Source organism: Tenacibaculum bernardetii, assembly GCF_029125915.1.
GTDB classification, from domain to species: Bacteria; Bacteroidota; Bacteroidia; order Flavobacteriales; family Flavobacteriaceae; genus Polaribacter; species Polaribacter bernardetii.
Genome location: NZ_JAQJCU010000001.1, coordinates 337,030 through 362,229, shown reverse-complemented (window position 1 = coordinate 362,229; position 25,200 = coordinate 337,030). Strand labels below are relative to the sequence as shown.

General features: G+C 32.8%; 20 protein-coding genes and 1 tRNA gene. 3 read left to right on the top strand and 18 right to left on the bottom strand.

The window, feature by feature from the left end:
* Window positions 1–476: 476 nt before the first annotated feature.
* The 5 genes from P2G10_RS01665 to porV all read right to left on the bottom strand — a co-directional run bounded on the left by P2G10_RS01665 (window position 477) and on the right by porV (window position 6,842).
* Window positions 477–2,324: a LysM peptidoglycan-binding domain-containing protein gene (locus P2G10_RS01665; protein ID WP_275314951.1), complete on the bottom strand. Its 1,848-nt coding sequence runs from the start codon at window positions 2,322–2,324 to the stop codon at window positions 477–479.
* Window positions 2,325–2,349: 25 nt separating this feature from the next.
* Window positions 2,350–3,885, bottom strand: coding sequence for a glutamine-hydrolyzing GMP synthase (gene guaA / locus P2G10_RS01660; protein ID WP_275314950.1), 1,536 nt, complete (start codon window positions 3,883–3,885; stop codon window positions 2,350–2,352).
* A 63-nt stretch (window positions 3,886–3,948) separates the two neighbouring features.
* On the bottom strand, window positions 3,949–5,013 hold the full coding sequence (locus P2G10_RS01655; protein ID WP_275314949.1) for a 3-oxoacyl-ACP synthase III family protein: 1,065 nt from the start codon (window positions 5,011–5,013) through the stop codon (window positions 3,949–3,951).
* Between the two features lie 162 nt (window positions 5,014–5,175).
* Window positions 5,176–5,658 carry a cytidine deaminase gene (locus P2G10_RS01650; protein ID WP_275314948.1) on the bottom strand — a complete coding sequence of 161 codons (483 nt, stop codon included), beginning with the start codon at window positions 5,656–5,658 and terminating at the stop codon, window positions 5,176–5,178.
* 83 nt (window positions 5,659–5,741) lie between these two features.
* Window positions 5,742–6,842, bottom strand: coding sequence for a type IX secretion system outer membrane channel protein PorV (gene porV, locus P2G10_RS01645; RefSeq protein WP_275314947.1), 1,101 nt, complete (start codon window positions 6,840–6,842; stop codon window positions 5,742–5,744).
* A gap of 362 nt (window positions 6,843–7,204) precedes the next feature.
* Between porV and gldJ the strand changes: the two genes are divergently transcribed.
* Window positions 7,205–8,914 (top strand): gliding motility lipoprotein GldJ, encoded by a 1,710-nt coding sequence (gene gldJ / locus P2G10_RS01640; RefSeq protein ID WP_275314946.1) that lies wholly within the window; start codon window positions 7,205–7,207, stop codon window positions 8,912–8,914.
* A gap of 62 nt (window positions 8,915–8,976) precedes the next feature.
* Window positions 8,977–10,230 (top strand): UDP-N-acetylmuramoyl-tripeptide--D-alanyl-D-alanine ligase, encoded by a 1,254-nt coding sequence (locus P2G10_RS01635; RefSeq protein ID WP_275314945.1) that lies wholly within the window; start codon window positions 8,977–8,979, stop codon window positions 10,228–10,230.
* Here P2G10_RS01635 and P2G10_RS01630 read toward each other — a convergent pair.
* The 11 genes from P2G10_RS01630 to P2G10_RS01580 form a co-directional block, all read right to left on the bottom strand.
* On the bottom strand, window positions 10,227–11,078 hold the full coding sequence (locus P2G10_RS01630) for an N-acetylglucosamine kinase (protein WP_275314944.1): 852 nt from the start codon (window positions 11,076–11,078) through the stop codon (window positions 10,227–10,229). The genes P2G10_RS01635 and P2G10_RS01630 overlap by 4 nt on opposite strands.
* 73 nt (window positions 11,079–11,151) lie before the next feature.
* Entirely contained in the window at window positions 11,152–13,056 is a 1,905-nt protein-coding gene (locus P2G10_RS01625) for a polysaccharide biosynthesis protein (RefSeq protein WP_275314943.1), read from the bottom strand.
* Window positions 13,057–13,093: 37 nt separating this feature from the next.
* Window positions 13,094–13,609 carry a DUF2892 domain-containing protein gene (locus P2G10_RS01620; protein WP_218773215.1) on the bottom strand — a complete coding sequence of 172 codons (516 nt, stop codon included), beginning with the start codon at window positions 13,607–13,609 and terminating at the stop codon, window positions 13,094–13,096.
* Window positions 13,610–13,667: 58 nt separating this feature from the next.
* Window positions 13,668–16,817, bottom strand: coding sequence for a cytochrome c biogenesis protein CcsA (locus P2G10_RS01615; RefSeq protein WP_275314941.1), 3,150 nt, complete (start codon window positions 16,815–16,817; stop codon window positions 13,668–13,670).
* Window positions 16,818–16,922: 105 nt separating this feature from the next.
* Window positions 16,923–17,801 (bottom strand): archaetidylserine decarboxylase, encoded by an 879-nt coding sequence (asd, locus tag P2G10_RS01610; RefSeq protein WP_275314940.1) that lies wholly within the window; start codon window positions 17,799–17,801, stop codon window positions 16,923–16,925.
* 4 nt (window positions 17,802–17,805) lie between these two features.
* A complete protein-coding gene (scpA, locus tag P2G10_RS01605; RefSeq protein WP_218773212.1) occupies window positions 17,806–19,869 on the bottom strand; it encodes a methylmalonyl-CoA mutase in 2,064 nt (687 codons plus the stop codon).
* Window positions 19,862–21,211, bottom strand: coding sequence for a methylmalonyl-CoA mutase subunit beta (locus tag P2G10_RS01600; protein ID WP_275314939.1), 1,350 nt, complete (start codon window positions 21,209–21,211; stop codon window positions 19,862–19,864). The genes scpA and P2G10_RS01600 overlap by 8 nt, the downstream gene beginning before the upstream one ends.
* Window positions 21,211–21,528 carry a septum formation initiator family protein gene (locus tag P2G10_RS01595; RefSeq protein WP_275314938.1) on the bottom strand — a complete coding sequence of 106 codons (318 nt, stop codon included), beginning with the start codon at window positions 21,526–21,528 and terminating at the stop codon, window positions 21,211–21,213. The genes P2G10_RS01600 and P2G10_RS01595 overlap by 1 nt, the downstream gene beginning before the upstream one ends.
* Window position 21,529: 1 nt before the next feature.
* Window positions 21,530–22,135, bottom strand: coding sequence for a uridine kinase (udk, locus tag P2G10_RS01590; protein ID WP_218773473.1), 606 nt, complete (start codon window positions 22,133–22,135; stop codon window positions 21,530–21,532).
* A 102-nt stretch (window positions 22,136–22,237) separates the two neighbouring features.
* Window positions 22,238–22,311, bottom strand: a tRNA-Thr gene (locus tag P2G10_RS01585).
* Window positions 22,312–22,710: 399 nt separating this feature from the next.
* Complete coding sequence (locus tag P2G10_RS01580) at window positions 22,711–22,941, bottom strand: hypothetical protein (protein WP_058884388.1); 231 nt, start codon at window positions 22,939–22,941, stop codon at window positions 22,711–22,713.
* Between the two features lie 479 nt (window positions 22,942–23,420).
* Between P2G10_RS01580 and P2G10_RS01575 the strand changes: the two genes are divergently transcribed.
* The gene (locus P2G10_RS01575; RefSeq protein ID WP_275314936.1) at window positions 23,421–24,026 is read left to right on the top strand and encodes a DUF1684 domain-containing protein; all 606 of its coding nucleotides are present in this window, start codon (window positions 23,421–23,423) and stop codon (window positions 24,024–24,026) included.
* Window positions 24,027–24,055: 29 nt separating this feature from the next.
* Here the strand turns inward: P2G10_RS01575 and P2G10_RS01570 are convergent, their stop codons facing one another.
* On the bottom strand, window positions 24,056–24,760 hold the full coding sequence (locus tag P2G10_RS01570) for a crotonase/enoyl-CoA hydratase family protein (RefSeq protein ID WP_218773208.1): 705 nt from the start codon (window positions 24,758–24,760) through the stop codon (window positions 24,056–24,058).
* Window positions 24,761–24,763: 3 nt separating this feature from the next.
* On the bottom strand, window positions 24,764–25,135 hold the full coding sequence (gene crcB, locus P2G10_RS01565; protein WP_218773207.1) for a fluoride efflux transporter CrcB: 372 nt from the start codon (window positions 25,133–25,135) through the stop codon (window positions 24,764–24,766).
* Window positions 25,136–25,200: the final 65 nt, after the last annotated feature.

The window sequence follows — 25,200 nt, the reverse complement described above, 5'->3', positions numbered from 1 at the left end:
CTTCGTCCTCGTAATGACGTTATTTTTTTGATATAAGCGTCATTCCGAACAGGGTGAAGGAATCTTTCTGTTATGAAGTGTAAGGTTACTTCGTCCTCGTAATGACGTTATTTTTTTGATATAAGCGTCATTCCGAACAGGGTGAAGGAATCTTTCTGTTATGAAGTGTAAGGTTACTTCGTTCTCGTAATGATGTTAAGGTTTTGTAGTATAAGATTACTTCGTCCTTGTAATGACGTTGTTTTTTTTATATAAACGTCATTCCGAACAGGGTGAAGGAATCTTTCTGTTATGAAGTATAAGGTTACTTCGTCCTCGTAATGACGTTATAAGGTTTTGTAGTATAAGATTACTTCGTCCTTCGTCCTCGTAATGACGTTAAGGTTACTTCGTCCTCGTAATGACGTTAAGGTTTTGTAGTATAAGATTACTTTGTCCTTTGTCCTCGTAATGACGTTATTTTTTTTGTTTTCTAGTTACTTAAGTCTTGTTAAGCTTAGATCTTTGTTATATTTTATAATAAACAAACCGTTATTACTGGTGCTGCTGAATGCCTTTTTACGATAATCGAATTTGTTTTCTAAGCGAAGTGAAACGCCTTCTTTAAAAGTTTGTGATAAATCTTTACCGGAAGCTAAACGTATTAAAATATCGTAGGTAATATCAAAACCTTTAATGGCATAATCAGAAGCTATCGTATTGTTTTTCTGATAGTATTTTTTATTAAAAGCCTTTACATTGTCGGCAGTTGCATCTTCAAAAGTGTTAGAAACATAGGTAAAGCTAATACTCGCTAGTTTATTGTTTTCTATCCTGTCGTACGATTTGTTTTTTTCTACGGCAAAAACCTGCACGGTCATATCGTCTGGTATCCCAATCATGCTGTTTAACACATCGGCAATAGCTACATTATCATCAGAAGTAATAATAACCCAGTTTCGTTTATTTACAGCCATTTTATTGGTGAACAACTCTCTTTTTATATATCCTTTTTTTGGTTTTAAAACATAGATTTCTGTAATAGAATCATGCTTTTTTAAATTGCTAACAATTTTACTTATTCTATCGTTAGATGCTGTTTCACCATCACCCACAACAAAAACTTCTTCACCTTTGTAAATATCTTTTAAATACGAAGCTAAATAGGCTGTATAGTTGTTTTTATCTGGAGCAGATTTAATAAGTTTAGCTGCAGAAAAATTATCTTGGCTATTAGAAAAATGAGGAAATACAACTGGTACACGAACTTTACGGGCAATAAGTGCTGCCTTGTCTGAATAAAAAGGCCCAATAATAACATCAGTAGCATCTAACTTGTTTTCTGCTAAAATTAAAGGCACGTTGTCGTCTCTATTTCCGGTATCAAAAACGGTTGTGTTAACAAGAATGCCTTGTTTTTTAATAGAATCGATAGCGATTTCAGCGCCCATATAAAAATCGGTCACCATATTTGCCAAAGAAGCAGAGTTGTTCTCAGTACTAAATATATCTTTTGCAGCAGTAGTTTTGTACTCTTTTAATTTAAACGGAAGTAAAATAGCTAAATCGATCGTAGCATTTTCTTGAATGCTATCTTTATAAAAGGCAAAGTTTTCATTCGCATTCACTTCTTCAATCGGTTTTATTTTGATCAATTGACCAATAGATAATTCGTTATTTTTAATTCCAGGATATTCCGGATTTAAACGAATTAAATCTTCTTTTGAAATGTTGTAAAAACGTGTTAAGCTATATACGGTTTCTTTGCTTTTAACCGTGTGTGTTAAAAAATTTTCTAAAACTTCTTCTCGGTTAATGGTAATTACTTTTTCAACAGATTTTACTTTTAAAACCTGACCAATACTCAATATATTGTTCTTAATCGTAGGGAAATCAGGATTCCATTCAATTAATTCGTCTTTAGAGATGTCGTATAACTTGGTAATACGATACACGGTTTCTCCTGCCTGTACAGTATGATTTTCGTACTCGTATATAGTTTGTTGAAAAACGGTATTTTTTGGAGTCTCTTCCTCAATACTATCAGAAGAATTCTCGTTTATAGTATCGTTATCAACAATTGTTTCGTCAGTATCAGTAGTAGTTGAAGAAATTCCGGTTTTAATTTCAGGGTTCGGAATAACAATTACCGTATTTGCGTCTGGTTTTCTGCCAACATCAGGATTTAAACGTAATAAATCTTTTGTTTTCATGTCCAATCGGTTTGCAATGTCGCGCATTGTCTCGCCTTCCTGAACCTTGTAAGAGATATAACGTTTCTGCTGGCCACAAGAAACGGCAAAGGTTAAAATACAAATTAAAAGTAAAAATTGAAATTTCTTCATCTACATTATTTTTATTATAAGGAGTTTATTCCCATTCAATTGTTGCAGGTGGCTTAGAGCTTATGTCGTACACAACTCTATTTACACCTTTTACGTTATTAATTATTTTATTGGATGTTTTTTGTAAAAATTCATACGGTAAATTTACCCAATCTGCCGTCATACCATCCGTGCTTTCTACAGCGCGTAAAGCGACTACTTTTTCATAAGTTCTTTCATCACCCATTACGCCAACAGAGTTTACAGGTAATAAAATTGCACCTGCTTGCCATACTTTGTTGTACAAGCCATCTTCTTTTAATCCGTTGATAAAAACAGCATCTACTTCTTGTAAAATACGTACTTTTTCTTCGGTAATATCTCCTAAAATACGAATTGCCAATCCAGGACCTGGAAAAGGATGACGACCTAATAAGTCTTTGTCAATTCCCATGGATGCCCCTACACGACGCACTTCGTCTTTAAAAATCATTCGCAAAGGCTCTACAATCTTCAATTTCATAAAATCAGGCAAACCACCTACGTTATGATGACTTTTGATAGTTGCAGACGGACCACCGTTTACCGAAACTGATTCAATCACATCAGGATAAATAGTTCCTTGTGCCAACCATTTTGCGTCGTCAATCTGATTTGCTTCATCATCAAAAACATCAATAAAAACTTTACCAATAGCTTTACGCTTTTCTTCCGGATCACTTAAACCAGCAAGCTCCTTCAAGAAACGTGCCGAAGCATCTACGCCTTTTACGTTTAAGCCCATACCTTCGTATTGCTTTAATACATCGGTATATTCATTTTTACGTAACAGACCATTATTAACGAAAATACAATGTAAATTATCGCCAATAGCTTTGTGTAATAATACGGCTGCTACGGTAGAATCTACACCTCCAGACAATCCTAAAACCACTTTTTCGGTTCCAACCTTTGCTTGTATATCAGCAACGGTTTCATCAACAAAAGAATCAGGTGTCCAAGTTTGTGCTACGCCTGCTATAGTAACTAAGAAATTTTGTAATAATTGTTTACCATCGGTAGAATGATATACTTCTGGGTGAAATTGAATCGCATACGTTGTTTCACCCTCAATTTTATAAGCAGCATTTACTACATCGTGTGTGCTTGCTAATAAGACACCGTTTGTAGGTAACTCTTTAATAGTATCTGAGTGACTCATCCAAACCTGACTTCCTTCTGAGATGTCTGAAAAGAACGTTTCTCCTTCTTTTACAAAAGATAAATTAGCTCTTCCATACTCTCTAGTGTTTGATGGAGCTACCAATCCGCCAGAAAAATGGGCTAAATATTGGGCGCCATAACAAACAGCTAATAAAGGTTTTTTACCTCTAATTTCAGCTAAATCTGGATGTAAGGCCGCTTCTGAACGAACAGAATTCGGACTCCCAGAAAGTATTACTGCTTTAAAGTCGTTTAAGTTGGTTGGAATTTTGTTATACGGATGAATTTCACAGTATATGTTCAATTCTCTAACACGGCGCGCAATAAGTTGTGTGTATTGCGATCCGAAATCTAAAATAAGTACGTTGTGTTGTTGCATAGGCAAAAATAGTACTTAGATTTTATATTTTAAGTATTTGATTTTAGATTTTTTTGAAGTTTTTTAATAACGATAAACTACGGCATTTATATTCATTCCTGCTCCCACAGAAGCCAATATAATGACGTCTCCTTTTTGTACTTCTTGATTTTCGATATTTCCTTTTAATACTAAGTCTAATAAAGTAGGTACAGTTGCCACAGAACTGTTACCTAGTTTATGAATGCTCATTGGCATAATGCCTGGTGGAATCGGTTTTTTGTACAGTCGGTAAAAACGTTTGATAATAGCTTCATCCATTTTTTCATTGGCTTGATGGATAAATATTTTTTTAACGGCGTCAATTTCAATTCCGCTTTTATCTAATGCAGATTTCATTGCTTGCGGTACATTGTTTAACGCAAACTCATAAATTTTACGTCCATGCATTTTTATGTACCGCACATCTGTATCTAAATTAGCATTAAATGATTTTCCGAAAAATAAAAAATAAGCTTCCTCTTTGGTAAAAGTTTGGGTAGCGTGACTCAGTATACCGCTATTGTCATTTGCTGTGTATTCTAGAACACAAGCACCTGCTCCGTCGCTATAAATCATAGAATCTCGATCGTAGGTATCAACCACTCTCGATAAGGTTTCGCCACCAATAACTAAACATTTTTTAGCAATACCCGCTTTTATAAAGGCTTGCGCCTGAATAACACCTTCAATCCAACCTGGGCATCCGAATAAAATGTCATAAGCAACACAGTTTGGATTTTCAATTTGTAGTAAATGTTTTACTCTACTTGCCAAACTAGGAAGAATATCAGTTTGAATCGCATCACTTTTTACATCACCAAAATTATGAGCGAATATAATATAATCGATTTCCTCTGAATTTATATGAGCATCTTTGATGGCTTTTTGTGCAGCAAAATAGCCTAAATCGGATGCTTTGTACTCGTTCTTTGCATACCTGCGTTCTTCAATACCGGTAATTGATTTGAATTTTTCAATAATTATAGTATTCGTGCTATCAAAAGAAGTTCCGTCTGCATTTAAAAAAGAACTTTCTAAAAACTGACTGTTTTCTTTTTTGATGGATGGGATATACGAGCCTGTTCCTGTAATTACTGCTGATGCCATTCTGATTTATTAGGATTGTAAATACAAATAAAGCATTTTAAATTACATTAAAGTATTAATTAAGAGCCATTTTAAAAGAATTGTAGAATTCTTAAAAAATGGCTTTATAATTAACTATTTAAAAAAAAAGAGTTGTTTTTTTGAGTTTGTGACTTTTTGATATTATAAATACGAACTGTCGAAAGAGAAAGGTAGTAAAGAAAGTAACGAGTCGGTTTTTACTATTTTACCAACTTCGCCCATAAAAAACACTTCTATTGGTTCTTTTTGATTGATTTCGTATTCTGATAAAGTTTGCCTACAAGCACCACAAGGCCCTACTGGTTTATTAACGGTGGTATTTTCAGAGGCAGCTGAAATGGCTAGTTTTTTAATTTTTATCCCCGGAAATTCTGATCCAACTTTCCACACACCAACTCTTTCGGCGCACATCCCAGACGGATACGCAGCATTTTCTTGGTTGTTACCTAAAACTACCGCACCATTTTCGAGTAAAAAAGCGGCACCTACTTTAAATTTAGAATAAGGAGCGTAGGCTTTTGCTCGTGCCTCGATAGCCTTATCCATTAACATTTTATCTTCTTGCGCTAATTCAGCTACATCGTTGTAAACCGTTGCAGCAGCTTTTAATTCTATTTTTTCCATAAAGAAACAGTGTTGGTCAAAAAAAAGCAGCCTGTAAGACTGCTTTATATTATACTACGAATTTATTAAAAAAAAACTACAATTTAATAATCATCGTAAATTTCTCCTAAATCAAATGATAAAGAAAAACGTAAGGTGTTTTCTAAAGGATTGTTCACTGCAGCTGTATTTACCAAATACGATAAATCTAACGTAAATGCTTTGGCTGTAAAACCTGTACCTAATGTTAAGAATTGTCTTTGTCCGTTTTCTTCACTTTCGTGAAAGTAACCAGCCCTAAGCGCAAAGGCATTATTGTATAAATATTCGGCACCTAATGCCCAAGTAGTTTCTTTAAGCTCTTCACTAAAACTTCTGTCGCCTAACGAGGTAAACATTCCTTCGAACCAGCCTCTATTGTTTCCTTGGCCTTCTGGAGAGTTAGGGTTACCACTACTAGACGGTACTAATAGTTTCGTGAATTCTAAGTTAAGACCCACTATATTTTGGCTGTCTAAAATAAAATCAAAACCACCACCTATTTTGGCGTTGGTAGGAATAAAATTTTCTTGACCAGACGTATATTCTACTTTCGGACCAATATTAGCAATATTAAAACCTAATCGGTAACGACCATTAAAACTACCATAATTTCTTTCGTTAGATTGATAATAACCAGAAACATCAACAGCAAATGAATTCACAGCGTTTATATTACTGTCATTCACATCTATATTAGAGTTGATATACTTTAGGCCAATACCCATTGAGAATTTTTCGCTTAATTTCATAGAATAAACTCCTGTAAGTGAAAACTCACTAGGATTTTGGATTCCCGTACTTTCTCCGTCAATATTAGTTAGTTCTACCTGACCCAGCGAAAAGTACTTAATATCTACACCCCAAGCTGCATTTTCTTTAAATCGATTTACATAAGAAGCGTTTCCTACAAAAATATCATCCGTTAAGTTACGTAGCCAAGGAGTATAGTTGACACCCACACTTATCTTATTTTGATTAAAAGCAGTTTTTGCAGGGTTATGAAAAATAGAAAAAGCATCTGCAGAGGTTGCAACACCTACATCTCCCATACCACCAGCACGCGCATCAGTAGGTATTAATAAAAACGGCGTAGCCGTTGTGTTTTGTGCTTTGGTTTGAAGGGCAAAACATACAAAAAATAAAAAAAACGATAATTTTTTCATGTAAATATTTGTTATTAGTTGAGCAAATATAGGTTTTTCTTAAAAAAACGCTAAATTTTGTTAGTTTTTAATCAGTATTTTAACGTTTGAAGCAGTTGATTATTATATAAATCATTTTTTTTTTTATAAATCATGATAATAAACCTTAACATACGTTAATATCGACATGAATTTTGGATAAAAAAATAAATTTTAATGGTAGATATTTAATCTTTTTCTTAGATTCGTAATACTAAACGTAAAAAAAGGTCGTTTGTAATCTTGCAGGAGAAACTCTTTGGTTCTTTTAATTTATAATTAAATTAGTTGTATGGAGTTATAAATATTGTAAATTGCGCCACCCTTAAAATAGTTAAAAATACATGAAAAGCACGTTAAAAATATTTAGTTTATTGGCTATCACCGGATTGTTGATTACTTCTTGTAAAAGCAACAGAAGTGGTGGTTCAGGTAAATCTTCACTGACTGGCTGGAACTTTAATGATCCTAATTATGGAGGTTATATAAAAGGAAAAGATAACAACAGTAAAGAAGCACCTCCTGGTATGGTACATATAGAAGGTGGTAGTTTTACCATGGGGCTAGTGCAAGATGACGTAATGTTTGATTGGAATACGACACCTAAAAAAATGCATGTGCGTTCTTTTTATATGGATGAAACTGAGGTTACAAACGCTGAATATGGTTTGTTTATGCAGTATACCAAAGATATATTTCCACCAGAAGAACCACAGTTTAAAAATATTTATAAATCTGTTTTACCAGATACATTAGTTTGGAGAAAAGGTTTAGGAAATACCAATTTATTGTCTGAGAGTTATTTAAGACATCCATCGTATGCCGAATACCCAGTTGTAGGTGTTAGTTGGTTACAAGCCAATAAATACTGTAAGTGGCGTACCAACGCAGTGAATTTAAAAATCTTAATGGATAAAGGTGTTATAAAAAACATTTTTAAAGAGGATTCTTTAAATTTTAGAGGAAAAGATAATTTTGATACAGATACGTATTTAACGAATCCGTATGCATTGTTTGAAGGGGATTCAACAATCTATAAAAAAGGAATTCCAGTGCCTAGAAGAAACGGCGAACCTAAACCATCGAAAGATCAGTTTTCAGGAAGACAAGTTACTTCATCTGATGGTATTTTAGCGCAAAAGTTTAGATTGCCTACAGAAGTAGAGTGGGAGTATGCAGCAAAGGCTATTTTTGAAAACCGTGAGTATAATAATATCCGTGGAAGAAAAAAGTATTCTTGGAATGGAAAATATACGAGAGATAGAGACAAGAGAAGAAGAGGAGATCAGTTAGCCAACTTTAAGCAGGGTAAAGGAGATTATAGTGGTATTGCTGGTTGGAGTAGTGATGGTTCGGATATTCCGAATGCCGCAAGAAGTTATCCGCCGAATGCTTTTGGATTATATGATATGTCTGGTAACGTTGCAGAATGGGTGCAAGATGTATACCGTCCTATAATTGATTCTGAAGCAAATGATTTTAATTATTTTAGAGGTAATGTTTTTACTAAAAAATTAATAGATCAAAACGGTAAAGTTGTTATCGTAGGTGATGAGGTTGGAGAAATAGAGTATGATACGTTAGAAAACGGAAGAGTTGTGCCTAAAGATTTACCAGGAAGTGTGAAGTATATTCCTATTACAAAGGAAGATACGTATATGAGAAGAAATTATAATTTAGCAAATAATTCAAGTTTAGGTGATGGAGATCAAGCATCTTCAAAAGATTACGAGTTAGATAAAGATCAGTTAGATCGCTCATCTAGAATGTATAATTCACCTAAAAAACCTGAAGCAGAAAGAGATTCTTTAGGGAATGTAATTGAGAACTATAAATACGATTCTAAAAGAAGAACTACTTTAATTAGCGATAAATCTAGAGTATATAAAGGAGGTTCTTGGGCAGATAGAGAATATTGGTTAGACCCTGCACAAAGAAGATACTTTCCTGAATATATGGCAACTAATTTTATAGGTTTTAGATGCGCAACAGATAAAATGGGACCTATGAGGCTTAATAAAAGAAAAAGAGCAGTTCCAGATAAAATTAACTAAGAAGTAAATAAATACAAAGTAAAACCTCATTGAATTTCAATGAGGTTTTTTATTTTTACAGCATGAAGATAAAAGAATTATATGCGTTGTTTATACAACATGGCTTGGTTGATACTGATACCCGAAAAATTAGAAAGAACACCCTTTTTTTTGCATTAAAAGGAGGTAATTTTAATGGGAATAAATTTGCAGAAGAGGCATTAACAAAAGGCGCTCTTTTTTCGATTGTTGATGAGGTTGCGTTTAAAACTTCAGAACGTATAATTTTGGTAGCGGATGTATTAACAACACTTCAGGAGTTGGCAAGTTATCACCGTAACGTATTAAATACACCTATTATATCGCTAACAGGTAGCAATGGCAAAACGACCACCAAAGAGCTTATCAACGCCGTGTTGTCATCTACCTACAAAACAACGGCTACAATTGGTAATTTAAATAATCACATCGGAGTACCTTTAACGCTATTATCGATGACAACAGACACCGAAATAGGGATTGTTGAAATGGGTGCGAATCACTTAAATGAAATAGCTTTTTTATCAAATATATCACAACCAGATTTTGGCTATATCACTAATTTTGGCAGTGCACATTTAGAGGGTTTTGGTTCGTTAGAAGGTGTTGTAAAAGGAAAGTCAGAGTTGTACGATTTTCTGATAGCTAACAATAAAAAAATCTTTGTGAACCCTAAAGATGTAGTTCAACTTGAGAAAACTAGGAATGCAAATACTATTTTATTTGAGAGTTCTATAGCATTCGTAGCAGCAAATCCGTTAGTAAAATTATCATTTGAAAATACTGAAATTCAAAGTAATTTAATAGGCGAATATAATTTTTCAAACATAGCAGCGGCAATAACCATAGCCAGTTACTTTAAGGTGTCTAAGGAGAATATAAAACAAGCGATTGAAAACTATACGCCATCAAATAATCGATCTCAAATCATTAAAACAACAAACAATACGATTATTTTAGACGCCTATAATGCGAACCCTACGAGTATGAAAGCAGCTTTGCATAGTTTTAAAGCGCTTAAGGCAGCGCATAAAACCATTATTATAGGAGATATGTTTGAATTAGGAAGTTACAGCGCTAACGAGCATCAAAGTATGGTAGATTTAGCTTCGGATTGTGAGTTTGATAAGTTGTTTTTTGTAGGTGAAAATTTCTATAAAACGAAAACAAATAACCAGAAATTTTCAAGTTTTGAGGGATTGAAATCTTATTTAATTGAAAACCCGATAAACAAAAGTGTTGTTTTAATAAAAGGATCAAGAGGTATGGCTCTAGAGCGTGTGGTAGCTCTTTGTTAAAAGGTGTTTTCTTGATGGTATTTAACTAAATTATCAATTGGCCGCTGAATTACATCGGTAATAGTTAAATTGTTTTCTTGCGCAACATACGCTAAAATATCTTTAAAATAAAAAGCAATAGAGCCTATGAAATAAATAGGGGTGTTTGCTTGTTTTTTATAAGGTAGCACATGGTACTTAAAGTATTTTTGAAAGCCTTTTTTAATTGTTTTTTTAATGTATTTTTCGTGTTTATAATCAAACATAAAGGTTGCAAAAGATGCCAAATACATATTTGGGTTCGGCATTCTGTATAAATTCTTTTTAATAAAATCAACATCTACATTAAACTGATTTTCAAATGCTGTAGCTATATTAGTAGGCATTTTTTTATAGAAAAAATCTCTTAGTAATATTTTTCCGAAATAGTTTCCACTGGCTTCATCCATTATAGTGTAACCTAAGGATGCTGATGATTTAGTTATCGTAACACCGTCATAATAACAGCTGTTAGAACCTGTTCCTAGAATATTTACAATGGCGGGTTTGTTGTTGCTGCAAGCATAGACAGCAGCCAACATGTCTTCAGAAACGGTAATTTTAGCCTTTTTAAAGGTGACTTGTAATATATCTTTCAGTAGTTTAATAGATAATGGCGATCCGCAACCAGCACCGTAAAAATGAATTTCTTCAATGTTATGTTTGTAATCTATTAACTGGCCAATGTTAGTTATGCGATGTAACAATTCTTCTTTGGCTATAACGGACGGATTTAAACCTAAAGATGTAACCCTAAATAACTCTTTTTTTTGAGCGTTTAGTGCAATCCAATCTGTTTTTGTTGAGCCTCCGTCTGCAATTAAAATCATGATGTATTTTTTACTTCAAATATAAACAACCAATTTTGGAATTAAATAATACTAATCTAGGTAGGAAATTAATTTAATTATTGGTGTCAGCATCTAACTTTTCATAAATAGAGTTGTTCGACTTGTATTCAGGAACAATATCTTTTATGAGTTGTACTGTTTTTTCATTGTTATGGGCTTCATTAGAAGTACATAAGTCAGAAATTTTATTACTAATGTATGCATTGTTTATTTTTTGATTTTTAGCAATCATTATTTTCTCATGATATGTTGGAGCCGTATTTTCTCCACTCGCTAACAATTCTTCGTAGAGTTTTTCTCCTGGCCTTAATCCTGTTATTTTAATATCAATGTCCGAGGGGAATTGTAAACCAGATAAATGAATCATTCTTTTTGCAATGTCGAATATTTTAACAGATTTACCCATATCAAAAATATAAATCTCACCGCCATTGCCCATAGTTCCAGCTTCCAACACTAAGCAACAGGCTTCAGGTATTGTCATAAAATAACGCGTTATGTCTTTGTGCGTAACTGTTAGTGGCCCTCCGTTTTCTATTTGTTTTTTAAATAAGGGAATAACAGATCCGTTAGAACCTAAGACATTACCAAAGCGCGTTATGGTAAACTTAGTTGTATGTTCACTAGCATTGCTTAAGCAGCTAACATACATCTCAGCAACTCTTTTAGTCGCCCCCATAACGTTTGTTGGGTTTACAGCCTTATCAGTAGACACCATAACGAAACGCTCAACATCATGTTTTATTGCCAAGTCTGCTATGTTTTTTGTACCCGCAATATTTATCTTAACAGCCTCATAAGGACTTAGTTCCATTAAAGGAACATGTTTGTAAGCGGCTGCATGAAATACTTTTTGAGGTTTGTATTGCTCAAAAATCATTGACATCCTTTTTTTATCTCTAACATCAGCAACTATAGAGATGATATTTTGTCGGTTTTTTTGGATTAGTTCTTGCTGAAGATCATATAGCGCCGATTCAGCTTGATCAATTAAAACTAACTGTTTGTGTTTGTAGGCACTAAGTTGTCTTGATATTTCAGAGCCGATAGAACCAGCTGCTCCAGTTACTAAGATAACCTTATCATTAACATCTCGTTTAACAATAGGATTTTCTATAGAAATAGGTTTCCTGTCGAGAAGGTCTTCAATTTTTACACTTTTTATTTGGTTTGCCTCTAAATCACCATTGATCCATTTAGATAAAGGCGGAACTATTTTTACTTTAACTCCTAATTCTAATAACGTATCAGTAAGATAAAGTAGTTTTTCTGATTTTATATTCTGAATTGAAATGATAATTTCATCGATCTGTTTATTCTCGATAAAATCACTATTTATGGTTTCACTATCATATATCTTAATACGATCAATTTTTTTGCCAGTTTTCTTTATATCATCATCAATAAAACCAACTACTTCATATTTGTTTTTAGTATCTCTGTTTAGTGCACCGTAAGTTATTAGTCCAGAATCACCTGCTCCGTATACCAGTACATTTGTAATTGTATTTAATTCTGTAGAAATAATTTCGTAAAAAGCTTTAAAAACATACCTACTTATAACTAAAATAAGGATAGAAATTAAATAGTGGATAATTACAACAGACTTAGGAATGGTAAAATTTGCAACGATATTAAACGTGTTGTTAATTGAAACAATCGTAAGGGTTAAAATAAAAAGTAGCGATACGCCTACAAAAACATTAAAAGCATCTCTAGTACCTGTATGCCTAACGATACCACGATAAGAACCTACGGTAAGAAAACTTATAAGCGCTAAAACACTTATAAAGGGTATTTGATAATATAAATGGTGGAGTTCGAAATTTAAACTAGCATTAAAGCGAACAGCATATGCTAAAATAAAAGAGATACCTATTAAAATGATATCTATAATTAAAACGATCCATCGAGAAGCGTATTTTTCAAAAGCCTTTAAAAGCAATTTTTTTAGCATTGGGTATTTATTATAATATTACATAAATAAAATGAAACTATATTTTTTTCATTTGTTGTTTCATCATTTGCATTTGTTCTTTTAACATACCGTGCTTGTCTAACTTTTTAGCTTCGGTCATTAAATTAGTCGCTTCACGCTTTCTACGTTTGGTCATAGCTATTCCTGCTAATTGTAATTTAGCCATTGCCAAATCATGATCCATCGCTAAACCTAATTTAACAGCTTTTTTTAAGAATTTTTCAGCCTGCGTTATATTGGTTTGACTCAACATAATTCCGTGTAAATAATTATAGTAGCCTTCTTGTTTTTGAATCAATGCTGTAGATGGATTTTTAATATAAGCTAACCATTTTTTAGCACCTTCGAAATTTTGTTTACGCAATTGCATGAAAGCTAGTAAGATAAATTCGTTTTTAAAGTAAAAGAATACGAAAATACCAGCAAATAAAAGCAGTGAAATTCCGTTCATGATGTGAACTTGAGAGAATTCGTAAATAGCCCATAAGGTTATAAGTCCTGCTAATCCTAATTTTATGTTTTTATTGAACATTTTTTCTTTTTTTAATCAACGCACAAAAGTACGATTTTCTGTTAAAATAGTTGTGAGTTTATTTTTTATAAAACTTTTTGAATTTGAACCAAGCAAATAATCCTAGTATAAAAACAAATGAAACTGAGTAATAAACAGAGGTAGGTGTAATTACCTTATCTCCGCTTGCATAAGAGTGTAATCCTGATAAATAGAAATTCACTCCGAAATAGGTCATCATGATTGATGCAAAAGCGATGATAGACCAAAGGTTAAACGTATATCGACCTCTTAATCCCGGAATTAATCGCATGTGTAAAACAAAAGCATATACCATAATAGATATTAATGCCCAAGTTTCTTTTGGGTCCCAGCCCCAATAACGTCCCCAACTTTCGTTAGCCCACATGCCGCCTAAAAACGTACCAATGGTTAGTAAAACCAATCCAACAGTTATAGACATTTCATTGATAATTGTTAACTCCTTTATATGAAGATCCATTTTTTTCTTGTTCTTCGAGTTGGTGAAAATCATTAAGAATAAACTAAAAATCCCTAAGATCATACCCAAAGAAAAAGGTCCGTAACTCGCAACAATAATAGAAACGTGTACTTTTAACCACCAAGAGTTTAATACCGGCTGTAAATTTGCAATTTCTGGATCTAACCAATTCTGACTTGCAAAAAATAAGGTGATTGCCGTAATAAAAGTGGCTGCAGCAATGGTTAATGTTGATTTTTTTCCTAATGATAAACCAAAAAACATCGTTGCCCAAGCAACAAAAATAATAGATTCGTAGGCGTTACTCCATGGAGCATTACCACTAATATACCATCTAGACAGTAAGCCTAAAGTATGTAAAATAAAGAAACCAATAATAATAGCAATCAATCCTTTTACCACATAGTTGATCCATTTTTTGTTTGAGAAAACCTGCGCGATTAAAAAGATAATCAACAGAATACTAGACAATCCGAAGTACTTAATCAAACGATTAAAAACATCAAATTCATTATACATAATCTCTAATTCAATTTTATCTTCTGAAGGATATACTTCTTTTCCGAATTTTTTCTGAAACTTTTTAATTCCGTCTAAAACCTTGTTAGTTTCTGTATAGTTTCCGGATTTTCTTGAGTTTTGTAAAAGTTGCATATACACCGGTAGTGATTGACGCACAAATACAGAATCGGTTCCTTTAAAACCAGCATTTAATGTTTCTGGCTGCGATACCCATTTGTTGTTTTCGTCATTAGGAATTGGGTAGATGCGTAACATACCGCCACCTAAAGTTTGTGATAATAACCAAACTCTTTGCTCAATTTTAATAGCATCTGTTTCAAACTTACTCTGAATCTTCTTTTTCTTAGCTTCAGCAACTAATTCACCTATTTTAGAGGTTCCTTTTGTATCATAAAAATCGATAAAACGAGCGTATTTTGCGTCTTTAGCAACGCCTAAAAGTTCTCTTATCTGCGTATTTCCTTTTTCTAAATAAATAAACGGAATGTTTAACCAAAGCATTGGCATTTCTGTAATAGAAAGCAAAACTTGTGTAGGGTTCATACCTTTAAAACTATTGGTATGCGCAACTTTTCTTACCAACTCAGAAGCTAAGGTGTGTGTCGGTTTCATTCTACCACCAATATCTTGTATCACTAAACTGCTAAATTCATTGGTGTGTTCAAGACTGGGTTTGTTGCTTGTTAAAATAGAGTCTATTTGCGCTATTGATAGTTCTTTTGGCTTGTGCACATCACCATGTTCTTGTGCAGTTGAATTAAGCGATAAGAATAAAATGATTACAGATAAACCGGCTTTCTTTAGCTTGATTTTATCTAGTGAGACTTTTAAATCGTTAAAACGAGTATTTTTTATGAATAGAATAAAAGTTAACCCAAAGAATAATAAAGTATATCCAACATAAGTAATCCAAGTACCTACGAAATCATGATTTACAGATAGGTGAGTTTGTTCGTTATCACCTTCAATTTTATAACTAGACTGAAACAATTTATACCCTTTATAATCTAAAATGTTATTCATAAAAATTCTAAAGTCAAAAGTTTCTTTATCGTCTATAACTGTAATTTCACTAGCATAGGCAGCGGCACTTTCTGAACCAGGATATTTTTCTAATTGAAAGTCATTTAGCTTCACTTTAAAGGGAGTTTCTAATTTTTTAGCACCATACCAAGCTCTAAAGTTTAAGTCGCCAATACTAAATTCTTCAACATTATCTACATTAAACTTACCTCCATACAGCGATATTCTTTTAGTTTCGTTATTCACTGTAACATCAAAAATAACGGTATCGTATTTTTCATTATCTTTCTCTCCAGATAGTGTTTTCATGATTCCTTTTTCAGGAGCTCTCGGAATTACAAATTGTAATCCTTTTATAGTGTGTAATGTTAAAAACTGAAAGTGTTGTGCACTGTCTTTAACAATTTGCCCTCTTTTTTGGTCGGCCATTCTAAGCCAATCACCATTGTTTTTAGAGACCATTTTTAAATTATCACCTTCGTAATAAAAGTTAACCGAGGCATTTTTTTCAGGCACATCAAAACTTACAAGTATGTTGTGAATATTTTGAGTAGTTCCTCTTTTAATATAATGTTCGTGTCTGCTTCCGCTAGAGCTTTCTACTAAAAATAAGTGTTCTACTCCGTTTTCATCTAAAACAAGTTTTTGTTCAGACCACGGAATATAGTCTACTAAATTGTAAGATATCTCATGCTGCCCTTTGTCTTTTTTAGGTTGAAAGGTTTCCGTAAATTTTGCAGAATTGCTTCCCCAAGCAGAAAGTAATAATTGGTTGTTTGTTTCTTTTTGAAACTCGTTATTATCAACAACAACGTTTAAATAGTTGGTGTCAGAAAAAAAAGTATTGGTAGTTTCTCCTTCATCAATAACCATGATCCCTTCGTAACTAACATAGCGCGTAACTCCTGCGCCAATTAATATGAGTAAAAATGCTGCATGGAAAAGTAAAACGCCCCATTTTTCTTTTTTATATAAACGATACCTAAAGATGTTTCCAAAAAAATTAATTACAAAAAAGATCATAATTAATTCGAACCACCAAGTATTGTAAACTAAAGCTTTTGAAGTTTGTGTTCCGAAATCGTTTTCTATAAAAGTGGCGATTCCCATGGCCACTGCAAAAACGAAAAATAGTACCGCTGTTAGGCGCGTAGAGTAAAGTATATCTAAGATTTTTTTCATCTGTAAATCAGCTAAGTGTAAAACTTCGCAAATTTACGTATTAATGTCTTAATAACTTTATGAATTCACCCATTTTTAAGGAAATAAAACGTTAAAAAAGAAAGGTTATATCCCTATCTTTTCTCCCATTTTAACAAATGTTTCAATACGGTTCTTTGTATTCTTTAGTAGGTCGGCGTCAATCGTTAATTTATTTTTATCAACTAACAGCACAATTGTAGACCCGCCGAAGGCGAAATAGCCCATTTCATCCCCTTTTTTTATTTTTATGTTGGGTTTAAAAGTTTCGATAATAGTTCCTACCATGGTTGCACCAACAGGAGCTACAATAATTTCTCCTTTTTCTTCGGATGATAAAATGCAATACTCACGTTTGTTTTCGCAAAAAACTTTGGTAAAGTTTGATGCCAATGCGTAGGGAGAAACTGAAAAATAGTCACCTTTTATCTTCGTCATTTCAGAAGGTGTACCGTCATACGGAAAATGATAGCGATGGTAGTCGTTTGGGGCTAATCGTAAAATAATTAGCGATGAGTTTTTGTGTTTCTCAGCTAATTTATCATTGGCTAAAAACTCTTTTAAGGTGAATTTTCGTCCTTTTATAAAGAAGTCTTTAATGTCTGCAATGTTTTCAAAAGCAAGCATTTTTCCGTCTCCAGGAGAGGTGAAGCCATTTTCAATAGGTCTGGCAGTTGGTTTTAGTTTTCTGTAAAAGAAATCGTTAAATGAAGTAAATTCAGAAATTGGTTTTTCAGCTTCATCAATATCAATATCTAACTGTTTTACAAAACCTGCTATTTTTTTTACAGAAGAAGGTTTGTCCATTTTTTTACCATACCAAGCAGATAAAAACTTGCGTTTTGCTATGGGTAAAAAAGCCATTTTACCAAACGGGTTATTGTATAACAACTTTAAAAAAACTTCACCAGGCGGAGTTTCGGTAATGATATTGCCAGATGTTCTATCGATGAATTTTATTTTCATAATTTTATTCCTCTACACTATCAATTAAAATAGTTAACATATCAATTGCTGCTTGTGCAATTTTGGTTCCAGGACCAAAAACACCTACAGCGCCTGCATCAAATAAATATTGATAATCTTGTGCAGGGATTACTCCGCCAACAATTACCATAATATCTTCACGTCCATATTTTTTTAACTCAGCAATTACTTGAGGGACTAATGTTTTATGACCTGCCGCTAATGACGAAATTCCTAAAATATGAACATCGTTTTCAATAGCTTGCTTGGTTGCTTCTTGCGGAGTTTGAAATAAAGGGCCAATATCTACATCAAAACCTAAATCGGCATATCCAGTGGCAACTACTTTTGCACCACGATCATGACCATCTTGCCCTAATTTGGCAATCATTATTCTTGGTCTTCGTCCTTCTAACTCCGAAAATTTATCGGCAAATTCAATTGCTTTCTTAAATAACTTATCGTCTTTTATTTCCTTACTATACACGCCCGAAATTGTTTTGTGAACTGCTTTATGACGTCCGAAAACACTTTCTAAAGCGTCAGAAATCTCTCCTAAAGTGGCTCTGTTTTTAGCAGCTTTTACTGCTAAATCTAATAAATTTCCTTCGTTGGATTTAGCGCAAGCTGTTAAGTCGTTTAAGGATTTTGTAACCTTAGCGCTGTCTCTTTTTAATTTTATTTCGTTTAACCTCTCAATTTGTGATAAACGTACCGCTTCATTATCAACTTCTAAAATATGTAAAGGATCTTCTTTTTTTAGTTGGTATTTATTTACCCCTACAATAACGTCTTGGCCGCTATCTATTTTTGCTTGTTTTTTAGCAGCAGCTTCCTCAATACGCATTTTCGGAATTCCTTTTTCAATGGCTTTTGTCATGCCGCCTAATTCCTCAACTTCCTTGATTAATTCCCAAGCTTTGTTGGTAATATCTTCGGTAAGTTGTTCTACGTGATAGCTTCCTGCCCAAGGATCAACCGTTTTTGTAATATGTGTTTCTTCTTGTAAGTATATTTGTGTGTTACGAGCAATTCGTGCAGAAAAATCTGTAGGTAAAGCAATTGCTTCATCCAGTGCGTTGGTGTGTAAACTTTGTGTGCCTCCAAAAGCCGCAGCCATAGCTTCAATAGTTGTTCGCGCTACATTGTTAAAAGGATCTTGCTCTGTTAAAGACCAACCGCTTGTTTGACAGTGTGTTCGTAATGCTAACGATTTTGGATTTTTAGGATTGAATTGTTTTACGATTTTTGCCCATAACATTCTGGCTGCTCGCATTTTTGCAATCTCTACAAAATGGTTCATGCCTATTGCCCAGAAAAAAGATAGTCTAGGTGCAAAAGTATCAATGTCCATTCCTGCTTCTAATCCTTTTTTGATGTAATCTAATCCGTCAGCTAAAGTATATGCTAATTCAATTTCAGCAGTTGCACCTGCTTCTTGCATGTGATAGCCAGAAATAGAAATCGAATTGTATTTCGGCATAAAATCCGAAGTGTATTTAAAAATATCAGCAATGATTTTCATTGATGGAGTAGGTGGGTAGATATACGTATTACGCACCATAAACTCTTTTAAAATGTCGTTTTGAATGGTTCCTGATAATAGTTCAGGAGCAACACCTTGTTCTTCGGCGGCAACAATATAAAAGGCAAGAATTGGTAAAACGGCTCCGTTCATAGTCATTGAAACCGACATTTTGTCTAACGGTATTTGGTCGAATAAGATTTTCATGTCTTCAACCGAATCAATCGCTACACCTGCTTTTCCTACATCACCTTGTACACGTTCATGATCTGAATCGTACCCGCGGTGTGTTGCTAAATCAAAAGCAACAGAAAGTCCTTTTTGACCCGCTGCTAAGTTTCTTCTGTAAAAAGCATTGCTTTCTTCAGCGGTTGAAAATCCGGCGTATTGACGAATAGTCCAAGGTCTTCGAACGTACATTGTTGAGTAAGGTCCGCGTAAATTCGGAGCAATACCAGCAACGAAATCTTCATGATGTTTGCTTTCAACTTGTGATTTTTGACTTTGGTCTAATTGTATGTTTGATACGTTTTTTCTACTCATCTTGTAAACGTTCTTGTTCTAGCTTTTCAGCCAATCTTTTTTGAATAATCGGTTGGATGAGTGTTTTTTCGTTTCTGATTTTCATAAACGGAAAAAGCTCCAAATCATTCTTCATTTTATCTTTGTCGTTCTGAATTTTATTAGTTCCTAATAAAACTAATTTACCAGTATCGAATTTTGCTTGTTCTTTTTCGGCAGCATCTTTAATTTTTCGCTGAATGATTCCTTCTTTAAGTTGTTTTAAAAACCCGCCACCTTTTTCGATAGTTTTAAATACTTCTAAAGAATTATGAGCTAACTGCTGCGTGATAGCTTCAATATAATAAGAACCGTCTGCAAAATTCTGAGCTTCTGAAAGTTCGCTTTCTTGTTGTAAAATTAATAACTGATTTCTAGAAATACGCTCGCCAAATTCATTCGAATGATGAAAAATATCATCGTAAGAAATATTACAAACCGTGTCAGCTCCACCTAAAATAGCGCTCATGCATTCTGATGTAGTACGAAGCATGTTTACATTGTAGTCGTATAAGGTTTTATTGCGTAAGCTAGGTTGTGCAAATATATGTGTTGTATTGTTTTTAATAGCGTACTCTTTTAAAAGTGATGCCCATAAGATTCTAAAAGCTCTTAGTTTTGCTATTTCAAAAAAGTAGTTACTACCTACAGAAAAATTAAAATGTATGTTGTTGGCTATTTTACTTCCGAAGTGATTTAAATATTCATTTGCGTGCGCAAGTGCGTAGGCAAGTTGTTGTGTATTATTCGCGCCAGCATTTTGATATGTTGAAACGTTAATGCAAATAGCATTAGAGACGTTATTAATGATCTTTTCGAATTCTTTGTGATCATTATTTAGGTTTGTAAACCAGTTACCTGTACTCGTTAAATTGCCAACAATATCAATATTAAAATAACAGTTGTCTGAAGCTATATAGTTTGATAATTCAATGATAAAGTTAGCATCTAAAAACTTTACTTTAAAATAAAGTACAGTGTTTTTAAGGTCTACATCTTGAAGTAGTGTTTTGTAATCGAACTTCGTTTTTGCTTTAAATTCGATAGATTTCGCACCTCTTTTTAAAGAGTCGATTGCAAAATAATTTGCTTTTTTTTCGTCCTCTATATAAATAGACTGACAAATATTAAACCCCTTTTTAGGCGTTGCAATTGCTGTTTTTGTTTGGTCTTCTTTTGTGTAAAAAGGTTTCACCGTAATGCCTTCGTCAGTTTTCCAGAGAAGCGTATCGTTATAGTCCGCGCCTTTAAGATCTACCTGTATTTTTTGTTTCCATTCGGCAGCACTAATTTCCTTGAAGTCATTAAATAAATAAGTACTCATTATTTTTGTAGGGTATCAAATTCGATAATATAAATATCTTCATCTTCTTTCTTCATCAAATATTTTTCACGCGCATAGCGTTCTAGCTGAAGAGAATCCTGAAGTTTTTTTATAGTTTTTTTGTCTTTATCAATTTTGTTCTTGTGATAATCTATCCAAATTTCTAATTCTTCAATTTCTTCATTGAACTCTCTATGGGTAAGATAAGAATTTTCATCAAAAAAAAGCATCCAAATAACAAATACCGTTAAAATAACAACGTAAATATTTGTTGCGATTTTAAAAGATGGTTTATTTTTTATTGATTTTAAATTCATGTTATAAACGGTCGCTAATTACGGTTCTAACAATATCTATGGCTACGGTATTATACCTGTCGTTAGGAATTATAATGTCGGCATAGTTCTTTGTAGGTTCAATAAATTGTTGGTGCATTGGTTTTAAGGTGCTTTGATATCTATTTAAAACTTCATCAATATCTCTACCTCTTTCCTTTATGTCTCTTCGAACTCTTCTAATTAAACGTTCATCAGCATCTGCATGTACAAAAACTTTTATATCGCAAAGGTTTCGTAGTTCTTTGCTGTTAAAAATTAAAATACCTTCAACAATAATAACTTTTCTAGGGTGTGTTTTTATGGTGTCTTTAGTTCTGTTGTGCGCAACAAACGAATAAATAGGTTGTTCTATTATTTTACCGCTCTTTAAATCGCTCAAATGATTTACTAATAAATCGAAGTCGATCGCCCTAGGATGGTCGAAGTTTATCTTTGTGCGTTCTTCGTAGCTTAAGTTGTCGGTTTGGGCATAATATGAATCTTGTGATATAATGCATACTTCATCTTGCGGTAGCTCATTAATTATTTGATTTACTACGGTTGTTTTTCCACTTCCTGTTCCGCCAGCAATACCGATTACAAATATATTTTTCATTGAGTTTTATTAAGATGAATTATTAAAGCAAATTTAGTGAAATATGTGCATAAAAAAAGCGCTAACTTAAGTTAGCGCTTTTTATTTTTAGTGAGCCGATGAGAGGACTCGAACCTCCGACCTGCTGATTACAAATCAGCTGCTCTAGCCAGCTGAGCTACATCGGCTTGTTTGCCTTTAAAAGCGATGCAAATATATATTCTTTTTTGAATCTGGCAAAAGTTTTTTTCGTTTTTTTTAACCCTTTTTTTGATGTCTTTTTTTTGCGTAAATTAACTATCTCATTAGCATTAAAATAGCTGTTGTTTAATGTAGAAAAAAAATATTTCTTTTTTTTAGAATAATATTTAAAATAGCTTTTTTAGGGTTCTTTAAAGTTTTATAAGCGTATTTTTAAAGAAGTATATGTATATTTTTTTATAAAAAATAGCTGCGAAATAAAAAAGCTCTAGATGTAACTAGAGCTTTTATCAAGAATAAATATTATTAAGAATAGTAAATTATATAAAATACTATTCCATTTCTAATATAAACGAACAATTATGTTGTTTATTGTGCTAATAAATTTATGCAGTTAAAGGTTTACCTTTTAATCTTTTTTCAATTCGTTGTTTTACAACTGTTAATCGCTTCATAGCATCCATTAGGGCACTATCTTTTGTTTCTTTATATACTTCGTTTATTTCTAGTATTAAAGATTTTACCTCTCTTGAAGCTAATATTCTATCACTAGTAGTAATAAATTTGAATTTTCTGTGTTCAAATTCGTCTGCTTTACTAATTAATTCTGAATTCATAAAATACTTACTTATGGTTATTTATATTATCTTTTAGATTTTAGTCTGGTAATTGATTTTGCTTTACACAAAATTGTAAAATCATAAAGTAAAATGGGCGACAAATATAAATTAATCTTTTTGTTAACCTATAATAAAACAATCAAATTGTTTTATTTATTTATAATTTTTCTTTATATAGTTCATTAAAGCATGATTTTTGCTTTTTCTTCAATTATAGATTTAATCTATTGTGTTAAATGTAATAATTTTTTCTTGATAAGTCAAATTTATTAGTAGAATTTTAACAAGATAAAGCTATTTTGTTACTAATGTCATATTTTTTTTCTTGTATGAAATACTATTTATAAAGCACGAAAGTTCCTTATTTTTGCTAAAGAATACGATATGTTACTTCTGAAATAAAATTAATATTTTAGAAAATTACTGAGTATATAAATACAATTGATAAATAATACATTTTAAATTATTGAAAATAAATGAGAAAATTCACATTAATTATCCTTGTAATTATTATTCAGGCATGTAGTAGTAATGAAAAAAGAAAGGTATTGGGAGATTCAGATTTCCAAAAAGAAATGAATGCTAAGTTTAAAGATGCTTCTAAATCACCACTAACAAAAAGAGATTTAAAGAAATTTAAAGGATTGGATTTTTTTAAAATTGATGATAAATATAAGTTGGTGGCCAAATTAACAAAAACACCTGATGCGCCTAGTTTTTATTTTCCGACAACAACAGATAGGGTAGCGGTTTATGAACAGTACGGTATCGTATCTTTTTTTATTGATGGCGAAAATTTTGAGTTAGCTATTTACAAGGAAGAAAATCCTGAAGTTATATACAAGGACAATTTATTCTTGCCTTTTTTAGATAATACAAACGGAAAAACATCTTATGAAGGAGGACGATTTATAGATGTTTTAATTACAGATGTAAATAGTAACGGAACGATTGGTATTGATTTTAACGAGGCTTATAATCCGTATTGTGCTTACAGTGATCGATATTCTTGCCCTATTGCTCCAAGAGATAATTATTTAAATACAGAAATAAAAGCCGGAGTTATGGCGTATAAGAAGTAAAAAAAAGCCTGCGATAAGCAGGCTTTTTTTTATTTTGTAGGTGGATGTAATCCGTCTTTAATATCTTGTTCAATAGCTTCTTCTAATGAAGTTAAATAATCTTTTCTGACTTTTAATTTTGTAGCCGCATGTGCTTTTGGGTTTAAAGAAGCAAACATTTCGGCAATTTTAATAGCTGTAGGTAATAAATGAGTTTCAGGAACAATTTTGTCTAAAAACCCTGCTGTAATAGCATCTTTTGGGCTGTAGATTTCTGAATTGTTTACACTTCGTTCAAAATAAACAGGAGCTAAACGCGCTTTGGCTATTTCGATACCGGCATTGTGCATGGTCATTCCTATCATTACTTCGTTTAAGCCTATTTTAAAATCACCTTCCGTACCGAGTCTGTAATCCGAAGAAAGTAATAAAAAAGCTCCTTTGGCAACTGCATGACCTGTACAGGCTGTAATTATTGGGAAAGGAAAAGATAGCATTCTGTGAGATAGTTTAGATCCTTTGGTAACTAATTCTAAAGCAGATTCAGGCGATGCTGTCATGCTTTTTAAATCATAACCAGCAGAGAACATTCCGGGTTGACCAGTTAAAATAACGATCTTTTTCTCTTGTTCAGCTTTGTCTAATAAAGAGTATAGTGAATCTATAACTTCGTGTGATATGGCGTTTACTTTTCCGTTAGAAAGGGTGATAATTGCGTAATTATCTTTTGTTGTATATTGTACTAATTCGTTCATAATTTAAATAAATTTGATAAGGTAGATTCCGGCAAAAACAGCTAAAAAGCCTACAACAAAACTTGCGATTGTGTATAAGGCAAATGAAGTGAAGTCTCCGGATTTTAAAAATATATGATTCTCATATGCAAAGGTAGAGAATGTGGTAAATCCGCCACAAAACCCTGTTGCTAATAATAGTGTACTGTTTTGAGATAGGGCTTCGTTTTTGGCGGCTAAGCCTAAAATAAATCCGATGAGCAAGCTTCCGATAATATTTGCTGCAAAGGTTCCGTACGGAATTCCTGTTTGTGTGTTGTTTAAGGTTTTTCCTATGAAGAATCTTAAAACGCTTCCAAAGCCACCGCCAATAAAAACTAGTAAAAGTTGTTTCATGTCTTTGCTAAAATAATAAAACCTCACATAATTGCGAGGTTTTATTGTGTGAATATTATAAGATA